Origin of the sequence: Mycobacterium hippophais (assembly GCF_027529605.1) — a bacterium.
Lineage (GTDB): Bacteria > Actinomycetota > Actinomycetes > Mycobacteriales > Mycobacteriaceae > Mycobacterium > Mycobacterium arseniciresistens.
Genome location: NZ_JAPZPY010000009.1, coordinates 195086 through 215265 on the forward strand (window position 1 = coordinate 195086; position 20180 = coordinate 215265).

General features: G+C 69.9%; 25 protein-coding genes. 11 read left to right on the top strand and 14 right to left on the bottom strand.

The features are described from left to right. Positions 1-51: 51 nt before the first annotated feature. Positions 52-996 (bottom strand): SDR family oxidoreductase, encoded by a 945-nt coding sequence (locus O6P37_RS19475; protein ID WP_269895608.1) that lies wholly within the window; start codon positions 994-996, stop codon positions 52-54. 65 nt (positions 997-1061) lie between these two features. On the opposite strand from O6P37_RS19475, the gene O6P37_RS19480 reads away from it, so the two are divergent. From O6P37_RS19480 to O6P37_RS19500, 5 genes are all read left to right on the top strand, one after another. Next, complete coding sequence (locus tag O6P37_RS19480) at positions 1062-1973, top strand: dienelactone hydrolase family protein (protein WP_269895609.1); 912 nt, start codon at positions 1062-1064, stop codon at positions 1971-1973. A gap of 101 nt (positions 1974-2074) precedes the next feature. Then, positions 2075-3184: a glycosyltransferase gene (locus tag O6P37_RS19485; protein WP_269895610.1), complete on the top strand. Its 1110-nt coding sequence runs from the start codon at positions 2075-2077 to the stop codon at positions 3182-3184. Positions 3185-3251: 67 nt separating this feature from the next. Beyond that, on the top strand, positions 3252-3653 hold the full coding sequence (locus tag O6P37_RS19490) for a cupredoxin domain-containing protein (protein ID WP_269895611.1): 402 nt from the start codon (positions 3252-3254) through the stop codon (positions 3651-3653). A 101-nt stretch (positions 3654-3754) separates the two neighbouring features. Beyond that, positions 3755-4273, top strand: coding sequence for a hypothetical protein (locus tag O6P37_RS19495; protein ID WP_269895612.1), 519 nt, complete (start codon positions 3755-3757; stop codon positions 4271-4273). Continuing rightward, positions 4270-4962, top strand: a complete 693-nt coding sequence (locus O6P37_RS19500; protein WP_269895613.1) for an HAD family hydrolase — start codon at positions 4270-4272, stop codon at positions 4960-4962. The genes O6P37_RS19495 and O6P37_RS19500 overlap by 4 nt, the downstream gene beginning before the upstream one ends. Here O6P37_RS19500 and O6P37_RS19505 read toward each other — a convergent pair. Beyond that, positions 4947-6047 carry an Rv2629 family ribosome hibernation factor gene (locus O6P37_RS19505; protein WP_269895614.1) on the bottom strand — a complete coding sequence of 367 codons (1101 nt, stop codon included), beginning with the start codon at positions 6045-6047 and terminating at the stop codon, positions 4947-4949. The two genes, O6P37_RS19500 and O6P37_RS19505, sit on opposite strands and share 16 nt — an antisense overlap. 58 nt (positions 6048-6105) lie before the next feature. After that, on the bottom strand, positions 6106-6750 hold the full coding sequence (locus O6P37_RS19510; RefSeq protein ID WP_269895615.1) for a TetR family transcriptional regulator: 645 nt from the start codon (positions 6748-6750) through the stop codon (positions 6106-6108). Between the two features lie 56 nt (positions 6751-6806). On the opposite strand from O6P37_RS19510, the gene O6P37_RS19515 reads away from it, so the two are divergent. Next, entirely contained in the window at positions 6807-8204 is a 1398-nt protein-coding gene (locus O6P37_RS19515; protein ID WP_269895616.1) for an FAD-dependent oxidoreductase, read from the top strand. Here the strand turns inward: O6P37_RS19515 and O6P37_RS19520 are convergent. Genes O6P37_RS19520 through O6P37_RS19530 form a run of 3 tightly spaced genes read right to left on the bottom strand, consistent with a single transcriptional unit; the run spans position 8102 to position 10381 of the window. Beyond that, entirely contained in the window at positions 8102-9400 is a 1299-nt protein-coding gene (locus O6P37_RS19520) for a cytochrome P450 (protein WP_408633207.1), read from the bottom strand. The two genes, O6P37_RS19515 and O6P37_RS19520, sit on opposite strands and share 103 nt — an antisense overlap. A gap of 37 nt (positions 9401-9437) precedes the next feature. Next, positions 9438-9881, bottom strand: a complete 444-nt coding sequence (locus O6P37_RS19525) for a hypothetical protein (protein ID WP_269895617.1) — start codon at positions 9879-9881, stop codon at positions 9438-9440. Between the two features lie 38 nt (positions 9882-9919). Beyond that, complete coding sequence (locus tag O6P37_RS19530) at positions 9920-10381, bottom strand: SRPBCC family protein (RefSeq protein WP_269895618.1); 462 nt, start codon at positions 10379-10381, stop codon at positions 9920-9922. A gap of 86 nt (positions 10382-10467) precedes the next feature. On the opposite strand from O6P37_RS19530, the gene O6P37_RS19535 reads away from it, so the two are divergent. Beyond that, positions 10468-11346 carry a TIGR03854 family LLM class F420-dependent oxidoreductase gene (locus tag O6P37_RS19535; RefSeq protein ID WP_269895676.1) on the top strand — a complete coding sequence of 293 codons (879 nt, stop codon included), beginning with the start codon at positions 10468-10470 and terminating at the stop codon, positions 11344-11346. Positions 11347-11352: 6 nt separating this feature from the next. Here the strand turns inward: O6P37_RS19535 and O6P37_RS19540 are convergent, their stop codons facing one another. Further along, positions 11353-11847: a DUF6653 family protein gene (locus O6P37_RS19540; RefSeq protein WP_269895619.1), complete on the bottom strand. Its 495-nt coding sequence runs from the start codon at positions 11845-11847 to the stop codon at positions 11353-11355. Between the two features lie 7 nt (positions 11848-11854). Beyond that, the gene (locus O6P37_RS19545) at positions 11855-12691 is read right to left on the bottom strand and encodes an SDR family oxidoreductase (RefSeq protein WP_269895620.1); all 837 of its coding nucleotides are present in this window, start codon (positions 12689-12691) and stop codon (positions 11855-11857) included. Positions 12692-12798: 107 nt separating this feature from the next. On the opposite strand from O6P37_RS19545, the gene O6P37_RS19550 reads away from it, so the two are divergent. Further along, the gene (locus tag O6P37_RS19550) at positions 12799-13086 is read left to right on the top strand and encodes a putative quinol monooxygenase (RefSeq protein WP_269895621.1); all 288 of its coding nucleotides are present in this window, start codon (positions 12799-12801) and stop codon (positions 13084-13086) included. A 15-nt stretch (positions 13087-13101) separates the two neighbouring features. On the opposite strand, the gene O6P37_RS19555 is transcribed toward O6P37_RS19550, so the two are convergent. After that, positions 13102-13650: a chorismate mutase gene (locus O6P37_RS19555; RefSeq protein ID WP_269895677.1), complete on the bottom strand. Its 549-nt coding sequence runs from the start codon at positions 13648-13650 to the stop codon at positions 13102-13104. 38 nt (positions 13651-13688) lie between these two features. After that, on the bottom strand, positions 13689-13892 hold the full coding sequence (locus O6P37_RS19560) for a hypothetical protein (RefSeq protein ID WP_269895622.1): 204 nt from the start codon (positions 13890-13892) through the stop codon (positions 13689-13691). A gap of 183 nt (positions 13893-14075) precedes the next feature. On the opposite strand from O6P37_RS19560, the gene O6P37_RS19565 reads away from it, so the two are divergent. Beyond that, on the top strand, positions 14076-14960 hold the full coding sequence (locus O6P37_RS19565; RefSeq protein ID WP_269895623.1) for a cyclopropane mycolic acid synthase family methyltransferase: 885 nt from the start codon (positions 14076-14078) through the stop codon (positions 14958-14960). On the opposite strand, the gene O6P37_RS19570 is transcribed toward O6P37_RS19565, so the two are convergent. The 3 genes from O6P37_RS19570 to O6P37_RS19580 form a co-directional block, all read right to left on the bottom strand. Next, positions 14957-15451: a GNAT family N-acetyltransferase gene (locus O6P37_RS19570; RefSeq protein ID WP_269895624.1), complete on the bottom strand. Its 495-nt coding sequence runs from the start codon at positions 15449-15451 to the stop codon at positions 14957-14959. The two genes, O6P37_RS19565 and O6P37_RS19570, sit on opposite strands and share 4 nt — an antisense overlap. Positions 15452-15458: 7 nt before the next feature. Continuing rightward, complete coding sequence (gene speB / locus O6P37_RS19575; RefSeq protein ID WP_269895678.1) at positions 15459-16448, bottom strand: agmatinase; 990 nt, start codon at positions 16446-16448, stop codon at positions 15459-15461. A gap of 66 nt (positions 16449-16514) precedes the next feature. Further along, positions 16515-16964, bottom strand: a complete 450-nt coding sequence (locus O6P37_RS19580; RefSeq protein ID WP_269895625.1) for an acyl-CoA thioesterase — start codon at positions 16962-16964, stop codon at positions 16515-16517. An 81-nt stretch (positions 16965-17045) separates the two neighbouring features. Here O6P37_RS19580 and O6P37_RS19585 point away from each other — a divergent pair, with 81 nt between their 5' ends. Continuing rightward, complete coding sequence (locus O6P37_RS19585; RefSeq protein WP_269895626.1) at positions 17046-17996, top strand: threonine ammonia-lyase; 951 nt, start codon at positions 17046-17048, stop codon at positions 17994-17996. Between the two features lie 3 nt (positions 17997-17999). On the opposite strand, the gene O6P37_RS19590 is transcribed toward O6P37_RS19585, so the two are convergent. Further along, positions 18000-19466: a peptide MFS transporter gene (locus O6P37_RS19590; RefSeq protein WP_269895627.1), complete on the bottom strand. Its 1467-nt coding sequence runs from the start codon at positions 19464-19466 to the stop codon at positions 18000-18002. A 97-nt stretch (positions 19467-19563) separates the two neighbouring features. On the opposite strand from O6P37_RS19590, the gene O6P37_RS19595 reads away from it, so the two are divergent. Further along, a complete protein-coding gene (locus O6P37_RS19595; RefSeq protein ID WP_269895628.1) occupies positions 19564-20178 on the top strand; it encodes a Pr6Pr family membrane protein in 615 nt (204 codons plus the stop codon). The last annotated feature ends 2 nt before the right edge of the window (positions 20179-20180 follow it).

Genomic DNA, 20180 nt, shown 5'->3' on the forward strand with positions numbered 1-20180 from the left:
CAGATTCGGATATTTGTCTACTGATCTGGCTGAAGCGGCCTGGAGCTGCGGTTATGCGTTGTCCCACGGGTCGGGCCGGCGGCCGTCGAGGTCGGTGAACCCGTAGACGCGCGCCAGCCCGGCCGCACTGACGGAGCGCTGATTCCACCGCGCCCGGTTCTCGTCCGCGGCGACGGCGGCCACGGCGCGCCCGACGAAGCGAGGCGACTCGGAGTCCGCGAAGCCCGGCGGTGCGGTCGGTCGACCGGCGGGGCGGTCGGGTTCCAGCGCGTTCCGCCAGTCGTCCTCGGTCACGCCGTAGTTGTCGAGCATCATCTCCGACCGCAGCCAGCCGGGTGTGACGGCGACGGCGGTGGCGCCGAACGGCGACAACTCGTGGCCGTGGGAGAATGCCAGCCGGCTGACCGCCGTCTTGACCAGGTCGTAGAACACCGAGAGACGGTATCGGTCGGCGTTGTGTTCGCTTGTGCCGTCGGTGATCTCGACGAGCAGCCCGCCCGGTGCCCGGACCAGCAGCGGTAACAGGCAGTGCGAGGTGATGAGATGGGTGTCGAGACCGAGGCGCAGGATCCGCAGTCCCGCGTCGAGGTAGTGCTCCCACACCGGCCGGTTCCAGCTCGGCGGCGGGCCCTTCAGCAGTTCCGCGCCCCAGATGTCGTTGACCAGGATGTGGATGGTTCCGTAGTCGCCGGCGATACGGTCGGCGAGGGTGCGCACCTGCGCGATGTCGAGGTGGTCGACCTGGACGGCGACACCGGTGCCGCCGAGTCGGGTGACCAGTTCCGCAGTCTGCTCGATGGTCTCGGGGCGGTCGTAGTCCGACCGGATGCCGCCGGGACCAGCAGATCCCGACCTGCTGCTGCGACCGGTGCAGATCACCGTGGCGCCGGCCTCGCCCAGCGCCGCGGCGATCCCGCGCCCTGCACCGCGGGTCGCACCGGCGACCACGGCGACGCGGCCGCGCAGCGCATCGGGATCGGGCGTCCAGGCGCTCATGAGCCGAGTATGCGCGCGGCGGGTCTCACTGCCGCCGCCGGCATCACAGGCGCATACTCGCCAGGGTGACTCCACTGCAGCGCTACATCGCCGAGGAAATCGCCACCGACCACGTCGACGGCCTGCTGTCCAGGCGTGAAGCCGTGCGCAGGCTCGGATTGCTCGGCCTGAGCACCGCCGCGGCGACCTCGCTGATCGCCGCGTGCAGCGAGAACAAGGAGCCGACGGCCGAGGCCCCGGTCACCTCGAGCGGAGCGGTGACCGCCAGTGCGCCACCTCCGGGAGCCGACACCGCCGTACCCACCACGCCGGTGACCTGGGCGGGGCCGCGCGGCGAGTTGCAGGCGGCGTGGGCCGAGGCGCCCGCTGCCCGCGGCGCCGTGCTGGTGATCCACGAGAACAAGGGCCTCAACGACTACATCCGCTCGGTGGCGGGACGCTTCGCCGGCATCGGCTACTCTGCGCTGGCGATCGACCTGCTGTCCGGGCAGGGCGGCACCGGAAAGTTCGCCGATCCCGCCGAGGCGACGGCCGCGTTGAGCAAGCTGCCGCCGGCCGAGGCCGTCGCCGACCTCAGATCCGGACTCGACGAGCTCGCCCGCCGGGTGCCGGGTGAGAAGCTGGCCGCCGTCGGCTTCTGCTTGGGCGGTGGCATGGTGTGGCGGCTGCTGGCCGCGGGCGAACCCCGACTCGCCGCGGCGGTGCCGTTCTACGGGCCGACGCCGGACAAACCCGATTTCGCAGGCTCCAAAGACGTTGCGGTGCTGGGCCTTTACGCCGCGCAGGATCAGCGGGTCAACGCGACGGAACCGGTTGCCCGCGCCGCCCTCGAGAAGGCCGGGCTGGTGTTCGAGCTCGTCACCGAACCCGATGCCAACCACGCTTTCTTCAACGACACCGGTGACCGCTACAACCCCGCGGCCGCAGCGGATGCCTGGAGCAGGGTGCAGGACTGGTTCACCCGCTACGTGGATTGAGCCTGCGCCCCTGGCGCCGAGTGCCGAGGTTCACGGGTCGTTAAGACACCGGTTGCGGCGCCGTTGTTGACCGCACATGCGCTGCGGTTTCCATCGGTGCCATGCGGGTTGTGCAGGTGGCGAACTTCTACGGTCCGCGGTCGGGCGGGCTGCGCACCGCGATAGACAGGCTCGGCGCGGAGTACAGCGCCGCGGGCCACGAGGTGTATCTCGTCGTGCCCGGACGCCATCCCGAACAGCACACGCTGCCGTCGGGCGTCACCCGGATATCGCTGCCCGCGCGGCTGATCCCGTTCACCGGCGGCTATCGGGCGGTGCTCCCCGGTCCTGTCACCGCCCTGCTTCGCGAACTGGAGCCCGATGCGATCGAGGTGTCCGACCGGCTCACACTGCGCTCGCTCGGCGGGTGGGGCAGGCGCAACAACGTCGCCAGCGTGATGATCTCCCACGAACGGCTCGACCGGCTCGTCGGCCAGCTGTTGCCCGGCCCGATGGCCCGCGCCGTCGCGAACATCGCCAACCGCCGGACGGCCGCGAGCTACGACGCGGTGGTGTGCACGACGGCGTTCGCGCGCAAAGAGTTCGACCGCATCGACGCCCGCAATGTCGTCACGGTTCCCCTTGGCGTCGATCTCGACCAGTTCCACCCGAGCCGCAGATCGCTGCAGGTCCGCCGGCAGTGGGCGGATCCGCAGCAGACTCTGCTGGTGCACTGCGGGCGCCTGTCGGTGGAGAAGCACGCCCACCGCAGCATCGACACTGTCGCGTCGCTGCGGAGTTCCGGCGTGGACGCCAGGCTGGTCGTCGTGGGGGAGGGACCGATGCGGGCGCGGCTCGAACGCCAGGCCGCGCGGCTACCGGTCGCCTTCACCGGCTACATCGGCTGCCGCGACACCGTCGCCGCGATCCTGGCCTCCGCCGACGTCGCGCTGGCGCCCGGACCGCACGAGACGTTCGGGCTCGCCGCACTCGAGGCGCTGGCGTGCGGAACCCCCGCCGTGGTGTCGCGCACCTCCGCACTCGCCGAAATCCTCACCTCCGACAGTGGCGCCACCGCCGACAACGACCCGGATGCCATCGCCGCCGCGGTCTCCTCGGTGATCGACACACCGGAACCGTTGCGCCGCACCAACGCCCGGCGACGCGCCGAGCAGTTCACCTGGCCGCGGGCCGCGGCGGGGATGCTCGACGCGCTCGGCGCACGGGGCTGATCGGCCGAATCCGCCCGGGCTCCCTCCACGACGAGGACAATCAGTGCCCACGAGTGAGGGGCGGACCATGAAGATGAAGACCATCAAGATCCTGCTGATCGGGTGCCTGATTGCACTGACCGCGGCGTGCGGGCAGTCCGAGAGCCCTAGCAACACCTCCACCGCGGAACGCGACCCGGGAACGGCGAGTGCGACGGCGACCAGCGAGGCCAGCGCAGGCACCGCGCCGACGATCACCATCAGCAGCATGGAGTTCGGCGACCCGATCACCGTCCCGCCCGGTGCGCTGATCTCCGTGGCGAACACCGACCGGGCCGAGCACTCGGTGACCTCCCGCACGCCGGCCCTGTTCGACGTGCATGTCGACGGCAACCAGAAGGCGACCTTGACCGCGCCGACCGAGCCGGGAACCTACGAGTTCTTCTGCACCTACCACCCGAACATGACGGGCTCTCTGATCGTCTCCTGACGGCCGCGCCGGTTTAGTCAGCCCCCGCGGAGGGCATTCCGGCGAAATAGCGGGATCGTCAAAACTGGTGACCACGCCCGCACCGAACGAAGGAGCCCGTGGTGGCCACCAACACCGTCATCTGGATCGTCGTCGCCGTGGTGGTCGCCGTGGCGATCATCGCGCTGCTCGCGGTCCTGGCCCGCAAGCAAAGTCACAAACGGCGGCATCTGCAGGCGGAACAGATCCGCGAGGAGGTCGCGGAGAAGAGCCAGCGCGTGGAGAAGCGCGCCATCGTCGCCGACGAGGCCGAGGCGAAGGCCCGTGCGGCCGCCGCCGAAGCCGAGGCCAAGGCCGCGGAAGCCGCCCGTCTGCGCGACGTCGCCTCGTCGCACCGCGATGCTGTGACGACGTCACGCGAGGAGCTCGACGCCCGCCGCGAACACGCCGACGCGCTCGACCCGCACACCCCCAAGGCCGAGGACATGCAGCCCGACGCCCCGGCCGGCGAGAAGCAGCCCGACACCTGGAACCAGGCGGATCCGACGACCGCGGGCCCGCACCATGACGGGCCCACCCACGGGGACCGGTTCGCGCAGCCCGACCAGGGCCGCGCTCCCGCGGAACACCGTCCCCGGTGACGGCGGGAGGCAACGCGCCTGCGGTGCTCTTCGACATCGACGGCACGCTGATCGATTCCAACTACCTGCACGTCCACGCGTGGATTCGCGCCTTCACCGAAGCCGGGGTGGAGGTGGAGGCGTGGCGGATCCACCGGTGCATCGGCATGGACGGGTCGACACTGCTCGAGTCCCTGGCCGGCGATGAGGACGACGACACGCGCAAGCGCGCGAAGGAATTGCATTCCAAGTACTACAAGGAGACCACCGGGCTACTGCGGATGCTGCCCGGCACCCGCGACCTGCTCGACCAGGTGGAAGCGCTCGGGCTGCAGGTCGTGCTGGCGACGTCGGCGCCCGAGGACGAACTGGAGATCCTGCGCGACGTCCTCGACAGCGAGGATGTGGTGTCCGCGGTGACGTCCTCGGAGGACGTCGAGACCGCGAAGCCCAAGCCCGACATCGTGGCGGTGGCGCTCGAGCGGGCAGGCGTCCACGCCGACCGTGCGGTGTTCGTGGGCGACTCGGTGTGGGACATCGTGGCGTGCGAACGTGCGGGGGTGACCGCGATCGGCCTGCTCAGTGGTGGGGTTTCCAGGGAGGAACTCGAGAACTCCGGCGCCAGTGCCGTTTTCGAGAATCCGGCCGACCTGCTCGCGCAGATCGGCCGGAGCCCGATCGCCGCACTGACGGATCAGGGCAGCGGGTAGCGCAGTACCGCGCCGACGCCGTCGTCCGGTGTGATCCGTTCGTCGGTGCGGATCAGCGCCGCTCCGGTGCTGATAGCCGCCATCGGCAGTGCCTCGTCCGCGCGCAGCGTCTGGGTCGGCGCGGTGCCCAATTCGGACAACACGTTCTCGTTCGGTGCGACGGTGAGCAGTTCCTCTCCGGCGACGACGGTGACGTCGCCGAGATCGCCGATGATCAAGGTCTCCACCGCACCGGCCCGCAGCGCGGCGCACACCCCCGCAAGTCCTTCGACGGCCAGGCCGGACTGCTGTCCGGTGGCCTGTGAGAACTGCTGCGCCGCATGGTCGATGACCTCGACGCGGCGCTTGAGGAACTCCTGGTCGATGGCACGGTGCAGCTCGGCATCGTCGAAGCCGCTGTGCCGGGCGCCGATCTCGAGTTCGACGATCCGGTCGGCGACCCGCTGCTCGAGGGTCGGCGTGAGGTCGGAGCGGGACTGCACCTCACCGACCACGAAGACCACGTCGGGGGACAGCTCGTCGACGAGAGTGGCCAGCCGCTCGGCCACCGCGCGCAGGTTCTTGCGCCCGGCCTCCATGCTCCGTCGCTGCGGGTCCCCGTATCCGGGCGTCTCGGCGCCGGACGCCTTGTGGATCGGGTACCCACCGCCGTCGACGGAGTCCGACTGCACCTTCCGATCGCGGTGCACGGCGATGTCGGCGCCTGCGTGGTCGACCGCGACGATGACGTAGGTCGGGTGCAGCGCCCCGTGCTCCACCACGGGCACCACGTAGGGCAGCGTCGACACCCTCACCGCCGGTGTCTCGACCGGGCGGATCAGGTGCTCGTTGAGCAGCACCCCGTCGGCGCTGGCCACCAGACCTCTGCCGCTGCGGCCCACGGCGGGCGGCGTGTCGAGGATGGCGCGCTGCAGCACATCGATCACGTCGGGCGACGCGCCCTGCTGTTCGAGCTCACCGTGGATCGCGCGCCACTTCAGCTCACGCTGTGCGGCTGCGTCCTCGGTGTCGTGCGAGTCGTCGTAGTAGACCGACGCGAACGGGCCCTTCGACTCTGTCAGTGTGCGAAAACTCTCGGCGTGCATGGTCCTCCGTCCTGTTCGTTCCGGATCTGGGGTGCCCGCGACGCCGTGCGGCAAACCGTCAACGGTCGAGCAGGGCTGCCACAAGACTGTCGGCCAGCCAACTCTCGAACCGGTCGGGCGCCCAGCCGCGAAGCCGTACCAGCCGGTCGAACAGGGCGGGATCGATCGCCAGCCACACGACGTCGACCGCTTCGTCGGGTTCCAGGCGTCCCGTCAGCGCGCCGAGCGTCCGCAGCCGTTCGACGATGGTCCGTGCCTCCTGCAGGCGATGTGCGCGGCCCTCGTCGACGAGTGCCCGCGCCTCCTGGTCGACCCCTGCCGCGCCGTCGAGCACCAGGCTCAGCGCGGCCACCCGGCCGTTGATCTGTGCGCTCGCCCGCGCGCACCCGCGCAGCAGCGCAACGGGATCGGCCTGGTTCAACACATCGCGCAGACCGGCGCGGTCGGCGACGGCCACTGGCAGGTCGTCCCCGGCGACCGCCCACTCGATCGCCGTCCTGAGCAGGTCGAGCTTGCCTCCGACGGCGGTGAACACGGTCTTGCGGCTGACCCCGGCCGCCGCGGCGACGGCGTCGACGGGGGTGGCCCCGTAGCCACGCTCGACGAAGAGCCGTTCAGCGGCGGCGATCACGGCGCGGCGGGTGTCCCGGGCCTGGGCAGCGCGGACCTCCGAGCGATAGCCGCGCTTGACAGCACCGTCCATTTCAGGTGACTCTATGTGTATTCATTACACCAGACGTTACCTCAATAGGAGGCGCCATGCACGCCCTCGTGATCGGGGCCGGGCCCACCGGTCTGTTCACCGCCCTGGCGCTGGCCCGAAGGGGCCATGAGGTGACGGTCGTCGACCGTGATCCCGGGCCGCCGGCCTCGGGACCGTGGCGCCGCCGCGGAGTGATGCAGTTCGACCACGCGCACACCTTCCGGCCCCAGGTCGTCGAGGCGCTCTCGGCCGAGTCACCGGACGTGCTCACCACCCTCCTGACGGCCGGCGCCTCGGTGCCCGGAGACGCCGACGGCCGTCCGGCCGCACTGCGATGCCGACGCTCGACCTTCGAGCGGGCACTGCGCCGCCACGCCGTCGCCGAGCCGGCCGTGACGGTGCGCACCGGGCACGTCGACACCGTGTGGCGCCCCGCGGGCCGCGCCGCCGGGGCCGTCGTGGACGGTCGCCCAATGCCCGCCGACGTGGTGATCGACGCGTCGGGTCGGACGAGTCGCGTCACCGAAGGCATCCGCCCACCCGCCGAGGGGGAGGACTGCGGCGCCGTCTACGTCACCCGGCAGTACCGGCTGCGCGACGGGGCCCCGCCCGGCCCGACGAACTCGCCGATCGGGCTGTCGCTGAGCTTCCCGACCCATTTCGCCATCGCCTTCGTCCACGACGACCGCACGTTCTCGGTGACCGTCACCCACGACGGTGGCGACCGGCGGCTGCGGCTGCTCCGCCACGACGCCGTGTTCGAACGCGGGGTGCGCGCCATCCCTCTACTCGCAGAGTGGATCGACGAAGAACGTGCACAACCCATTTCACCGGCACTGGCGGGCGGCCGGCTGTACAACGCCTATCGCGGCCAGCTCGACGACGCCGGCCGTCCGGTCCTGCCCGGCCTCGTCTCGGTGGGCGACGCGGTGTGCACCACCACGCCGCTGGCCGGGCGCGGTGTCGCCCTGGCGATGCTGCAGGCTCGGCGCCTGGCCGCCTCGATCGACCGGCACGGTGATGACATCGATTCCGCCACAGTCGACTTCGATAGCTGGTGCACCGAGCACATCAGGCCGTGGTTCGAGGACCACCGGCACTGCGACGCCGCCCGGGTGCGCCGCTGGAGGAGCGGCGACGTCGATCTGGGTAGCCCGCTGCCGTCGGATCTGATCGCCGCCGCCGCCGACGCCGACCCGCGGCTGCGCGACGTGGTCGTGCCGTATCAGTCGATGCGCGCGCTGCCCGCGACGCTGACGCGGGTGGAGCCGCGCGCCAGGGAGATCTTCGCCGCAGGCTGGCGCCCCGACGTCCCGGACGGGCCGACGCAGACCGAACTCGCCGAACTCTGTCAGCGGCTGGGCGTCCAGGACACCGGTAACCGCTTGATGCCGTGGATGAATGCCGAGTGCAGGCGGTCCGGTTCGGCTATGGCGATGAGGTCGGGGACCTGACGGTGCAACTCCTCGAACGCGACGGTGATCTCACGCCGCGCGAGATTGGCGCCAAGACAGAAGTGGGCGCCGCCACCGCCGAAGCCGACGTGCGGGTTGGGATGGCGGCGCACGTCGAACAGGAACGGGTCGGCGAACTTTGACTCGTCGCGGTTGGCCGAGCCGTACCAGAGCGTGACCTTGTCCCCGGCGGCCATGCGCACACCGCGCATCTCCACGTCCTGGGTGAGTGTCCGCCGCATGTAGGCCACCGGCGATGCCCACCGCACCACCTCCTCGACCGCCGTCGGCGCCACCGATTCGTAGTCGTCCCACCAAATCCGGCGCTGTTCGGGATACCGGCTCAGCGCCAGAACGCCGTGACTGATGGCGTTGCGGGTGGTCTCGTTGCCCGCGACGACCAACAGGATGAAGAACGACGCGATCTCACTCGACGTCAGCCGCTCGCCGTCGACCTCGGCCTGCACCAGGCTGGTGGTCAGGTCGTCTCCAGGATGACCGCGCCGGTCGTCGGCCAGTGCGGTGGCGTAGGCGCCGATGTCCATCGCCACGCGGACGAACTCGTCGAAGTCATTGGTGATGTCGGGGTCACCGAACCCGAGAATCACGTTGGTCCAGTGGAAGACCCGCTGGTGATCGGTCTCCGGGATGCCCATCATGTCGCAGATGATCTGCAGCGGCAGGGGACCGGCGAACGCGGTGACCAGATCGGCCTCGCCATCGGGATGGGCCGCGACCATTTCTTCGACCAGCCGGCGCGCACGGTCGCGCACCGCGTCCTCGATCAGGGTGAGCACCCGCGGGGTGAACGCGCTGCGCACGATGTTGCGCAGCCGGGTATGACGCGGGTCGTCCATCGCGATCATCGAACCGAAGTACTCGGCGAGTTCCGGCGACTGGTCGCCGACGGTGATGCCCCGCGCAGAACTGAAGATCTCGGGGTGCCTGCTCGCGTGGAACACGTCGTCGTGGCGGGTGAACGCCCAGTGACCGGCGATCGGGTCGGCGTTCTGCAGGATGAAGGACGGATGGAACGAGATCGGTGCTTCGCGGCGCAGCGTAGCGAAGGCGCCGTCACGAATATCGTCGTCGTAGGACCAGAAATCCCATGAGCCGAGGTCGACGTCGGCCAGCGGGATGTCCGGTGGCGCCGCGCCGTTCACCCGCTCCGGTACCCGCGCTTCGCCCAGTTTCACATCGTCCGCCGCTCGATGAAGGAGTGCCGCACCGAGCCTAGTCCTGCGGACGGCCCTCGTGACCGGATCTGCCGTGGGTGCGCCGCTCCTCCTTCATCCTGGCCTCGAAGACGTGCCGCATGCCCTGCTGGAGTTCGTCGCGGACCCGGCGCTCGTGGTCTCGCAACACCGACCAGTAGTTGTCGTCGAAGTCCTCGACGATCTGGAACGTCCACCTGCCGTAGAGCACGTTGCGGCCCACCATGTCGGTGCCCAGCCGGTCGGCCACCTCGTCGTGCCCGGCGTCGCGCAGCTTGTCGCACGCCTCGCCGAGCAGCAGGTCCGCGCGCCCCATCAACTGGTGGAACTCATAGAGATGTCCGCGCGCCCGTTCGACCCATTCCAAAGCCTCAGAAACCGACCCGACCGCTTCGATCGTGTCGTCGCTGACCCCGGACGGCCTGCGGTCGATGTCTGCGGGGGTGTCGTTCTGCTCGCTCACAGGGTCACAGGTACCCGTGAGCGCATCCGCTAATCGCGTCAGCCGGCGGGCTCTTCGACGACGGCCTTGATCCGTTCCAGCGTCTTGCGCATGTCGCGCTTGTTGCGCCGGGTGCGGAGCTGGCCGCCGAAGATGCCGAACACCGTCGCCAGCAGTCCCTCGGTCATCCGGAACGACTCGGTGACGTCGGTGCCGCCGTCGACCGGGTCGAACCGGTAGTGCCAGTTGTTGACCGGCCGGTCGCCGATGAGCACCTCGAAACCGAACTCGCGGCCCGGTTCACACGCGGTGACGCGGCAGACGGTCCAGTACACCGGGCCGATCTCGTTGCGCTTGACGTGCCCGCGGAAGCGTGCCCCCAGTGCCGGGCCGGTGGCCCCGTCGAGCCACTCGGCCTCCATCACCTCGGGGGAGAAGCGGCCGGTGTTGCGGACATCGGCGACCAGTTCCCAGATCCGGTCGGCAGGTGCGGACATCGTCACGGTCACGGCAGCGTGCATGACTTCCCCCAGTCGCTTCGTCAACGGTTCTGAGGTCAGCGTGCCAGACGACCCAGTGCCGTCTCCGTAGCATCGGCGAGGTGGCTGTGAAGATCCGCTTCGGCGTCGGGCTGGGTGCCGACACCGGCCCCGACCGGCTCGCCGGCGTCGTCGACCACCTGGAGGCCGTCGGGATCGACTCCCTGTGGTTCTCCGAACTCGTCTACACCCCGGCCGTCGACCCGTTCGTCGGGATGGCCTACGCGTTGGGGCGGACCACACGGCTCAAGGTCGGCACGTCGGTGGCCATCCTTCCCGGCCGTCACCCGGTGCTCGTCGCCAAGCAGTTGGCGTCGCTGGCGGCCGTGGCGCCGAAGCGGGTGCTGCCGGTGTTCGGCCTCACGTCGGCCATTCCCGCCGAGCGCGACCTGTTCGTCGTGCCCGAGGGCAAGCGGGCCGAGGTGTTCGACGAGGCGCTGCGGCTGCTGCGCGCTGCGCTCGAAGGAGACGGCGCCTTCCACGGCGAGCACTACAAGGTGCGCGCACTGGCGGTGGCGCCCCGACCGGACCCGCCGCTCGACATCTGGCTGGGCGGCTCGGCCCCGGCGGCCTTCCGGCGCATCGGCCGGCTCGCCGACGGCTGGCTGGGCAGCTTCGTGACCGCGTCCGAGGCGCGCGGAGCCCGCGAACAGATCGAGCGGGCCGCTGCCGAAGCCGGCCGTGAGGTCGAATCCGACCACTTCGGCATCAGCCTGGCGGTGTGCGACGGCGCGATCCCCGACGACGTGGCGGCGGTGGTGCGCAGGCGCAGGCCCGACGTCGACCCCGCCGAGCTCATCGCCGCGGACTGGCCGCAGCTGCACCGCCAGCTCGACGACTACGTGGCGGCCGGGCTGAGCAAGTTCGTGATCCGGCCCACGGGCGGCGGTGACCTCGCGTCGTTCGTCGACCGGTTCGCCGCCGAGCTGCTGCCCCGGCAGAACTGAGCGACGTCATCGGTCGGGGTCGGTGTCTGCCATGTCGTCGCACAGCAGCGCCATCCGGTCCATGAACCACAGCTTGCCTGCGGTCTGGACGGCGACGCCGAAGGCCGTCAGCCACGGGTCGTACACCACCAGCCCCCACACCAGGAACGGCACCCCGGCGGCGCTGAGCGCACCGAGCACCAGCGGCGCCGTCCGGTGCCTGCGCGGCACCGGCCCGACTTTTCGCTCGCCCCAGTATGTTTCGCCGAGTACCGCCCGCGACGCCCAGCTGTCGAACGTCCGTGGCGCCGGGAACACCCGCGGGTTGACCGCCGTCCACACCACCACGGCGGCGATGGGGACGAGCGCCCACAAGCCGAGCCACACCCGGCTCCACACCGCGAGCGCGAGCGCGACGGTGATGGGGATCCTGGTGTAGACGCTCCACGGGTTGGCATGTCTGCGCCACGAGTCCGGCCCGCGCAGCCCGAACACCGCGGACAGCCGGGCCTGCAGGGTCACGCGACACTCAGCGTTCGGTGATCGTGGGCAGTTCCTTGACGATCCGGCCGCGCACCCATTCCGGGCTGAGGCCCTTCAGGCGGTCGATCCAACGGATGCTGTCGGGCACGTACCAGTGCAACCGCCGCGGATGCCGGTAGGCCGCCCATGCCGCGTCGGCGACGCTGGACGCCGGCATCAGCCGGAACAGGCCCTTCTTCGGCGCCGCAGCCGTGATGTCCGTCGAAGTCGATGTCCGGCCGTCGGCGGAGTGGTTGGGGGTCTCGGTGAGGATCGCGGTGTCGATGAGCCCGGGCAGGACGTCGGCGACCCGGACACCGTGGCGCTGCCACTCGACGCTGAGGGCTTCGGTCAGGCCCTTGACCGCGTGCTTGGTCGCCGAGTAGACGGCGATCTGGGGCATGCCGTAGGTGGCCGACGACGAGGACGTCGAGAACATCAGGCTGCCCGGTCGTCTCCGCAGATACGGCAGTGCGCCGTAGGCGCCGGTGAGGACGGCCTTGAAGTTGACGTCGACCACCCGCATCGCGGCGTCGTAGGGCACGTCCTCGAACCACCCGGACTCGCCGATCCCGGCGTTGTTCCACATCATGTCGAGCCCGCCGCCGGTATTGCCGCCGCAGAACTCGGCCAGCGCCGCGTCCAGGGACGACCGGTCGGTGACGTCCACCCGAGCGGTCCAGAGCCGGTCACCGCCCAGGTCGTCGCGCAGCGAGTCCAGACCGGCCTCGTTGCGGTCCACCGCGGCCACCCGCCAGCCCCTGCCGTGGAAGAGCTTCGCGCCTTCCCTGCCCATCCCGCTACCGGCGCCGGTGATGAATATCGACTTCTCCGCTGACGGCATCTGCCCGCTCCTCGCCGTGTCGACCTCGTTGTCGGAGATCATCCTGGCACCGATGAGTCGGCCGCGGCGGCGTGGTCAGCACATGCAACGACAACACAGGAGGACCCATGGTCATCGTGGCAGGACAGCTGGCGGTGCAGCCCGCGCAGCGCGACGCCTACCTGGCCGGTTGCGTCGAGGTGGTCCGCCAGGCGCGCGGCGCGCCGGGCTGCCTGGATTTCGTCATCTCGGCGGACCTGGTCGACGAGGGCCGGGTGAACGTCTACGAACGCTGGGAGTCGCAGGGCGCGGTCGAGGCGTTCCGCGGCAGCGGCCCGAGCGACGAGCAGGGCGCGGCGATCCTGTCCGCGTCGGTGGCCGAGTACGACGTCACGGGCACCCGCTCGCTGAGCTGAGCGGCCTCCAGGCCGTCAGCGGTCGCAGTACGACCGGGTGGCGGCGTCGAGCGCCTGCCGGTACATCACGTCGAGCGCGCGGGCTTCCCCGACTCCGGACCTGGCCTCGTTGAGCCGGGCGGCGCAGTCCGGGGAGCGCAGCAACGTCCAGTGCGTGGCCAGTTCGGCGACCATCGTGCGGTTGAAGCCGTCGATCGTGGCGCGCGACGCCGCCAGGTCGGGGCTGTGCGCGGGCGCGGCGACTGGGTCGAGCTTCCACTGGACGAAGCGGCTGTACTCGATCGCCTCGGTGGCGTCGATCTGGTCGGTGAAGATGCGGCGGACCCGCTCGGCGTCGATGCCCCGGCCGGCGGCGTCGGCGGCGACCTGGTCGAGCACCTGCTGCGCGCGGGCGGGGTCGGTGATCGGCCCACCGGTGTGCCACTTGTTCGCGGCCACCGGCTCGGCGACCGCCAGCCGCTGCGCCGCGGTGTCCACCAGGGCGGTAAGCGGCGACGTGGGGTCCGCCGATGCCCCGGCGACGGGCAGTCCGCAGACCGCCGTCAGGGCGGTGACCGCATACAGGGCCGACCGGACGGCGCGACCTGCGCCCGGGATGCCGGTCAGCGGTCGAAGTCCGGTTCGTCGTCGGTGAGGGGGACCGCGATGGCCTGATCCAGCAGATCGGCCTCGCTGCCGTCGTGGTCCCTGGAGATCGCCGTCCGCGCTTCTGCCAGATCGGGATCGTCCTCGCTCACCTCGACCGAGATCAGCTGCTCAGCGACGTCGGCTTCGGCGGCGTCGCGGTCGAATGCGGGATCGGTCATGGTCAGTTCCCCCTTCACCTTGCGAACGGTCTGCTCTGACGTGTCTCCACGATAGTGTGACGACTCACCGATGCAGGTCGCCGCGGGTGCTGTGCGTAGACTGCGCTGTCAACGGGGGCGGCTCTCGAGACAAGTGGAGCGCCGGACAACATCACGAAGACCAATACGTTCAGAGGTTGGACCTTGCCAGAAACACCGAGTGAGACTCAGGACCTGAAGCCGCACTTCGAGGACGTCCAGCACCATTACGACCTGTCCGACGAGTTCTACCGGCTGTTCCTCGACCCGACCCAGACCTACAGCTGCGCCTACTTCGAGCGCGACGACATGACGCTGGAAGAGGCGCAGCTCGCGAAGATCGACCTCTCGCTGGGCAAGCTCGGGCTGGAGCCCGGCATGACGCTGCTCGACGTCGGCTGCGGCTGGGGCACCACCATCAAACGCGCCATCGAGCGCTACGACGTGAACGTCGTCGGGCTGACGCTGAGCAAGAACCAGCAGGCCCACGTGCAGAAGGTGCTCGACGGTCTCGACACCCCCAGGAACCGGCGCGTGCTGCTGCAGGGCTGGGAGCAGTTCCACGAGCCGGTGGACCGGATCGTCTCCATCGGCGCGTTCGAGCACTTCGGCCGCGACCGCTACGACGAGTTCTTCAAGATGGCCTACGAGGCGCTGCCCGCCGACGGCGTGATGATGCTGCACACCATCGTCAAGCCGAGCAACGAGGAATTCGCCGAGCGCGGGTTGCCGATCACGATGAACAAGCTGCGGTTCTTCAAGTTCATCATGGACGAGATCTTCCCGGGTGGGGACCTGCCGCAGGTCAGCGCCGTCGAGGAGCGGGCCCGCAAGGCCGGCTTCGACGTCAAGCTGGTGCAGCCGCTGCGGCTGCACTACGCCCGCACACTGGACATCTGGTCGGCCGCACTCGAGTCCCGCAAGGACGAGGCGATCGCCATCCAGTCCGAAGAGGTTTACGAGCGCTACATGAAGTACCTCACCGGGTGCGCCGACCTGTTCCGCGAGGGCTACACCGACGTCTGCCAGTTCACGCTGACCAAGGGCTAGTCGAGACTGCGCTGCAGCAGCAGGGTGTCGAGCCATCGGCCGTGCTTGTAGCCCACCGCGGCCAACCTGCCGGCTTCGACGAAGCCCCGCTTCCGGTGCAGTGCAAGCGAAGCCGCTGCGTCGGCGTCGGCGATGACGGCGATCACCTGGCGGACACCCGCGTCGGCACATCCGGCGAGGAGCTGGTCGAGCAGTAGGCCGCCGGCGCCGCGGCCGGTCGCGTCCGGCGCGAGGTAGACGGAGTCCTCGACGGTGTGCCGGTAGGCCGGACGCGGTTTCCACGGAGCGCAATAGGCGTAGCCGATGACCTCGCCGTAAACTGTGGCCACCAGGAAGGGCAGGCCGGCGGAGCGCACCGCCTCCAGCCGACGGCGCCATTCGGCGCTGTCGGGTGGTTTCAGCTCGAACGTCGCGACGCCGGTGCGGACGTGGTGGGCGTAGATCCCGGCGATGGCGGCGAGGTCGGATTCGACCGCCGGACGCACGGTCACCACCGGTTCACCTCGACGGCGGGCCCGGCGTCGCGCCGGCGGCGTCACGGCGGCGGGCCGCCATTCCGGCGAGTGCCTCGAAGACCACCCGATGGGCCGCGTTGACGGTGAGTTCGGCATGGTCGTGGGCGGGCGCGACCTCGACCACGTCGACACCCGCCACGTCGTGCTCGCGGCAGAGCTGCCGCACCATCCGCAGCAGGTCGGCACTGGTGATGCCGCCCGGTTCAGGAGTCCCTGTGCCGGGCGCGTGTGCCGGGTCCAGGACGTCGATGTCGACCGACACGTACAGCTTGTCGGCCTTGGCCAGTGCCTCGCCGACCGCCGTGCGCATGACGTCCTTGAACCCCCGTTCCCAGATCTCCTGCATGGTGTGCCACGTCATGCCCTGCTCGAGCATCCACTCGAAGGTGTCCTGCGGCGGCCAGTAGCCGCGTAGGCCCACCTGGACGAAGTGCGTGCCCGGCACCGCGCCGGACTCGATCAGGCGGCGCATCGGCGTGCCGTGACTCGCGAGGTTGCCCTCGATGTCGTCGGCGGTGTCGGCGTGGGCGTCGAAGTGCACGATGCCGACGTTGCCGTAGCCGTGCACGTCGGCCACCGCGGTGGCCGCCGGCCAGGTGATCGAATGGTCGCCGCCGAGCACCACCGGTACGATCCCGCGGGACGCGACGGCGTGCACCCGTTCCCGAATGTTGTTGTGCGACACCTCGGTCTGGCCGTGCGGACAGTACGCGTCCCCGAAGTCCACCACCTCGAGCCAGTCGAAGATCTCCAGCCCGAGATCCAGATGGTAGGTGCCGGGTTCGTAGGCGGTGGAGCGGATGGCGCGCGGGCCGAACCGGGCACCGGGCCGGTTGGTGGTGCCGATGTCGAAGGGCGCCCCGACGATGGCCACGTCGGGTTGCCACGAGTCGAGTTGACCGGTCTCGGTGAGCACCGGCCGCTGACCGAAGGACACCATGCCCGCGTAGGCGAGTTCGAGTTGTTCGACCATCCCCGGCGGCAACTCGCGCCGTGGCCCGTCATCCGAACCGGCATCACCCATTCGACGACGGTACCGCTACGACGGCGCGCCTGCGCCCGATCCCGTCAGCGCGACACGCAGTTCGTCGGGCACCGGCCGCTTGGCCCAATCCTCCTTCGCCACCACGACATAGACCGTGCGGCCCTGCACGGCGGGCTGCTCGGCCAGACCCGGGCGGCTGTGCAACACCGTGAAGGCCAGCGTGAAACTCGTCGTCCCGATGCGATCACAGCGCACCGCGACCCGGACGTGGTCGCGCCACCGGACCGGCGCGAGGTAGTCGATCTCGCTGTGCACGACCTGTAGGTCGTGACCCGTCCCGAACAACGCGGAGTCCGTCGCGTCGAGGTGGTCGAGGAAGCCGGTACAGGCTTCGTCGAACCAGGTGAGGTAGTGACCGTTGAACACCACGCCCTGCTGGTCCACCTCCGCGTAGCGCGGGACGATCGGCAACGAGAAGCTCGGTGGCGAAGGATCGGTCGACACGTGCTCACCCTAACCGCGTGGTCCGACTGGCTTCAGCGCCCGCCGCACCGCCTGACCCGGGTCACAGGGCACACTGGGCGGGTGCAACTGGTCACCATCGACGACATCCGCGCCGCGGCCGACCGGATCCGTGACGCCGTCCTGCGTACCCCGCTGGTGGCGGCCGGCTGGGCCGGCGATCCGGACCGCCCACTGTGGCTCAAACCCGAGAGCCTGCAGTCCGTGGGGGCGTTCAAGGTCCGCGGCGCCTTCCACGCCATCGGCCGCCTCGATCCCGACGTGCGGGCCCGTGGTGTGGTGGCCTACTCGAGCGGCAACCACGCCCAGGCGGTCGCGTTCGCCGCGGCCCGATTCGGTTGCCCTGCGCACATCGTCATGCCGGAGGAGACACCGGCGGTGAAGGTCGAGGCGACCCGCGGCCACGGTGCCGAGGTGGTGCTGTGCGGGCCGGGCCGGCGCGAAGCGGTCGCCGCCGAACTGGTCGAGCGCACCGGCGGCGTGCTGGTGCCGCCGTTCGACCACCCGGACATCATCGCCGGCCAGGGCACCATCGGGCTGGAGATCGCCGAGGACCTGCCCGACGTCGACAACGTGCTCGTCCCGGTCAGCGGCGGCGGACTGGCGTCGGGCATCGGCACCGCGATCAAGGCACTCTGCCCGCACGCCAAGGTGTTCGGCGTGGAACCGGAACTGGCCGCCGACACGGCCGAGGCGCTGCGACTCGGCCACCGTGTCGACTGGCCCATCGAGCGACGCAACCGCACGATCGCCGACGGGTTGCGCTCTCAGCCCTCCGAACTCACCTTCGCCCACCTGCAGCAGGTGCTCGACGACGTGTACACCGTCACCGAGGACGAGATCGCCGACGCCGTGCGGGAACTGACGTTCCGGGCACACCTGGTGGCCGAGCCGAGCGGGGCGGTGGGCCTGGCCGCGTATCGCCGCCGCGTGACACCGCCGGGCCGGACGGTCGTGATCGTGTCGGGCGGCAACATCGAACCGGCTGCGCTGCAACGGATCCTGGCCGGCTGACCGCTAGTGCACACCTTCCATCAGTCGGCTGATCGGTCCTGAGACCGCGAACACGACGGCTCCGATCGCGATCGCCACGACACCCAGGATCCCGAAGTACGCGAACTCGCGTGCCGGATCGTAGTATCCCGCGAGCACGCCGGACATCGCGGTGCCGAGCCCGACGGAGAAGAAGTACAGCGCCATCATCTGCGCCCGGAACGCCTCAGGCGCAAGCTTTGTGGTGACCGACAGGCCGATCGGCGAGAGCAGCAACTCCGACACGGCGAACACGGCGAGGACTCCGGCCACGAACAGCGCCGGGACCGTCCGGCCCGTGGTGCCTGCCATCGGCAGGAAACACAGGAACGCCAGGCCCATCCCCATCACGCCGTAGGCGAACTTGCGCGGGGTGGTCGGCGCGCGGGTGCCCAACCGGGTCCACATCACCGCGAACACCGGTGAGAGCAGGATGATCCACACCGGCTCGATGGAGCCGATCCAACTCGACGGTGCGGTCCACCCGAAGATCGACCAGTTCATGCGTTCGTCGGAGTACACCGCGAGCACGGTGAAGATCTGCTGGAACAGCGACCAGAACACCGCATTGGCGATGAACAGCGGAATGAAGGCCCGGACCCGGGTCTTCTCGATGGGCTCGACCTTCTTACTGGTCAGCATCACCACGAAGTACAGGATGGATGCAGCCACGATCACCACCGTGGTGACCTGGGACAGATTCGCCAGCGTCACCAGTCCGGTGCCGAGGGCGACCGCGACGACGGCCGCCGCCGCGACGAACAATCCGACGAAGACGCCGATCTTACTGCGTGGCAATGGGTTCGGAACGTCACGTCCGTGCGTGCCCAGGTTGCGGCGGAAGACGACGTACTGGATCAACCCGAGGGCCATCCCGATCGCCGCGGCTCCGAAGCCGTAGTGGAAACCGAGGCTGTTCTGCAGGAGGCCGGTGATGAGCGGGCCGATGAACGCGCCGAGGTTGATGCCCAGATAGAAGAGGGTGAACCCGCCGTCGGCGCGCGGATCGCCCTTCGCGTACAGCGTGCCGAGCAGCGACGAGGCGTTGGCCTTGAGCGCACCCGACCCGAGTGCGACCAGGACCAGACCGGTCCCGACCCCGGCGAGACCGGGCAGCAGCGCCAGCGCGATGTGCCCCAGCATCACCACCACACCGCCGTAGAACACGGTGCGCTCCATGCCCAGCAGCCGGTCGGCGACCCAGCCGCCGAGCACAGTGGACAGATACACCAGCCCGCCGTAGGCCCCGACGATGCCGGTCGCGGTGGCCTGCGGCAGCCCCAACCCGCCCTTGGTCACCTCGTAGTACAGGTAGTAGCCCAGGATGGTGACCATCCCGTAGTAGGAGAACCGCTCCCACAGTTCCACCCCGAACAGGTTGGCCAGGCCGACGGGATGCCCGAAGAGCGTCCGTCCGGCGGGTCGCTCCTGTGCCTCGTCCACCGCTGTCATCCCGACACCCTGCCACGACGTCCGCCGGCGGGCGCCGTAATCGAGGCCGTATCCGGGCGGCGCCGGGTGGCGCCGGGCTGCCGCTAACCTGGCTGGGGTGAAGGACACCGGGACACGGAGTGCGCAGGCGCTGCGGCTGGCCCTGCGGGTGGTCATCGTGGCGGCGGTGGTGGCCGCGGTGGTCATCGTCGAACTGTCGTCGCGCTCGGGTGTGCTGTGGCGGTTGATCACGTTCACCTACCAGGCCAATCTGCTGGCCGCCGGCTTCTACCTCTGCACCCTGGTGTCCCCGCGTGCCGACGCGCGCGCCGGATTGCGCGGTGCCGTCGTGGTGTACGTGGTGGTCGCAGGGCTGGTCTGGAATCTCGTGCTGACCGATCACAGCATGGGCTACACGCCGGCGAACTTCCTGTTGCACGTGGTGGTGCCGGTGCTGGTCCTCGCCGAATGGCTGCTGGCACGCCGGTCGGGCATCCGGTGGTGGCAGCCACTGCTCTGGCTGGGCTATCCCGCGGTCTACGTGGTGGTCGCCCTCGCGGTGCTCAACCACGCAGGCCGTCGCGCGCCCTATTACTTCCTGGACCCGCAGAGCGTGGGGCTGCCCACCGTGGCCGCCAACATCGCGCTGCTCGCCGCCGTTTTCCTGGCACTCGGGTACGGCGTGATGGCGCTCGGACGCACGTCTGCGCCGCCACGGTTGCGGTCCGGGTGAAA

Coding starts and splice junctions, on each gene's coding strand:
- O6P37_RS19560 (WP_269895622.1), bottom strand. CDS start 13,892: ATGACCGATCCCGCATTCGACCGCGACGCCGCCGAAGCCGACGTCGCT.
- O6P37_RS19515 (WP_269895616.1), top strand. CDS start 6,807: ATGCACGCCCTCGTGATCGGGGCCGGGCCCACCGGTCTGTTCACCGCC.
- O6P37_RS19530 (WP_269895618.1), bottom strand. CDS start 10,381: ATGCACGCTGCCGTGACCGTGACGATGTCCGCACCTGCCGACCGGATC.
- O6P37_RS19545 (WP_269895620.1), bottom strand. CDS start 12,691: ATGCCGTCAGCGGAGAAGTCGATATTCATCACCGGCGCCGGTAGCGGG.
- O6P37_RS19550 (WP_269895621.1), top strand. CDS start 12,799: ATGGTCATCGTGGCAGGACAGCTGGCGGTGCAGCCCGCGCAGCGCGAC.
- O6P37_RS19590 (WP_269895627.1), bottom strand. CDS start 19,466: ATGACAGCGGTGGACGAGGCACAGGAGCGACCCGCCGGACGGACGCTC.
- O6P37_RS19505 (WP_269895614.1), bottom strand. CDS start 6,047: ATGCACGCCGAGAGTTTTCGCACACTGACAGAGTCGAAGGGCCCGTTC.
- O6P37_RS19510 (WP_269895615.1), bottom strand. CDS start 6,750: ATGGACGGTGCTGTCAAGCGCGGCTATCGCTCGGAGGTCCGCGCTGCC.
- O6P37_RS19475 (WP_269895608.1), bottom strand. CDS start 996: ATGAGCGCCTGGACGCCCGATCCCGATGCGCTGCGCGGCCGCGTCGCC.
- O6P37_RS19485 (WP_269895610.1), top strand. CDS start 2,075: ATGCGGGTTGTGCAGGTGGCGAACTTCTACGGTCCGCGGTCGGGCGGG.
- speB (WP_269895678.1), bottom strand. CDS start 16,448: ATGGTCGAACAACTCGAACTCGCCTACGCGGGCATGGTGTCCTTCGGT.
- O6P37_RS19490 (WP_269895611.1), top strand. CDS start 3,252: ATGAAGATGAAGACCATCAAGATCCTGCTGATCGGGTGCCTGATTGCA.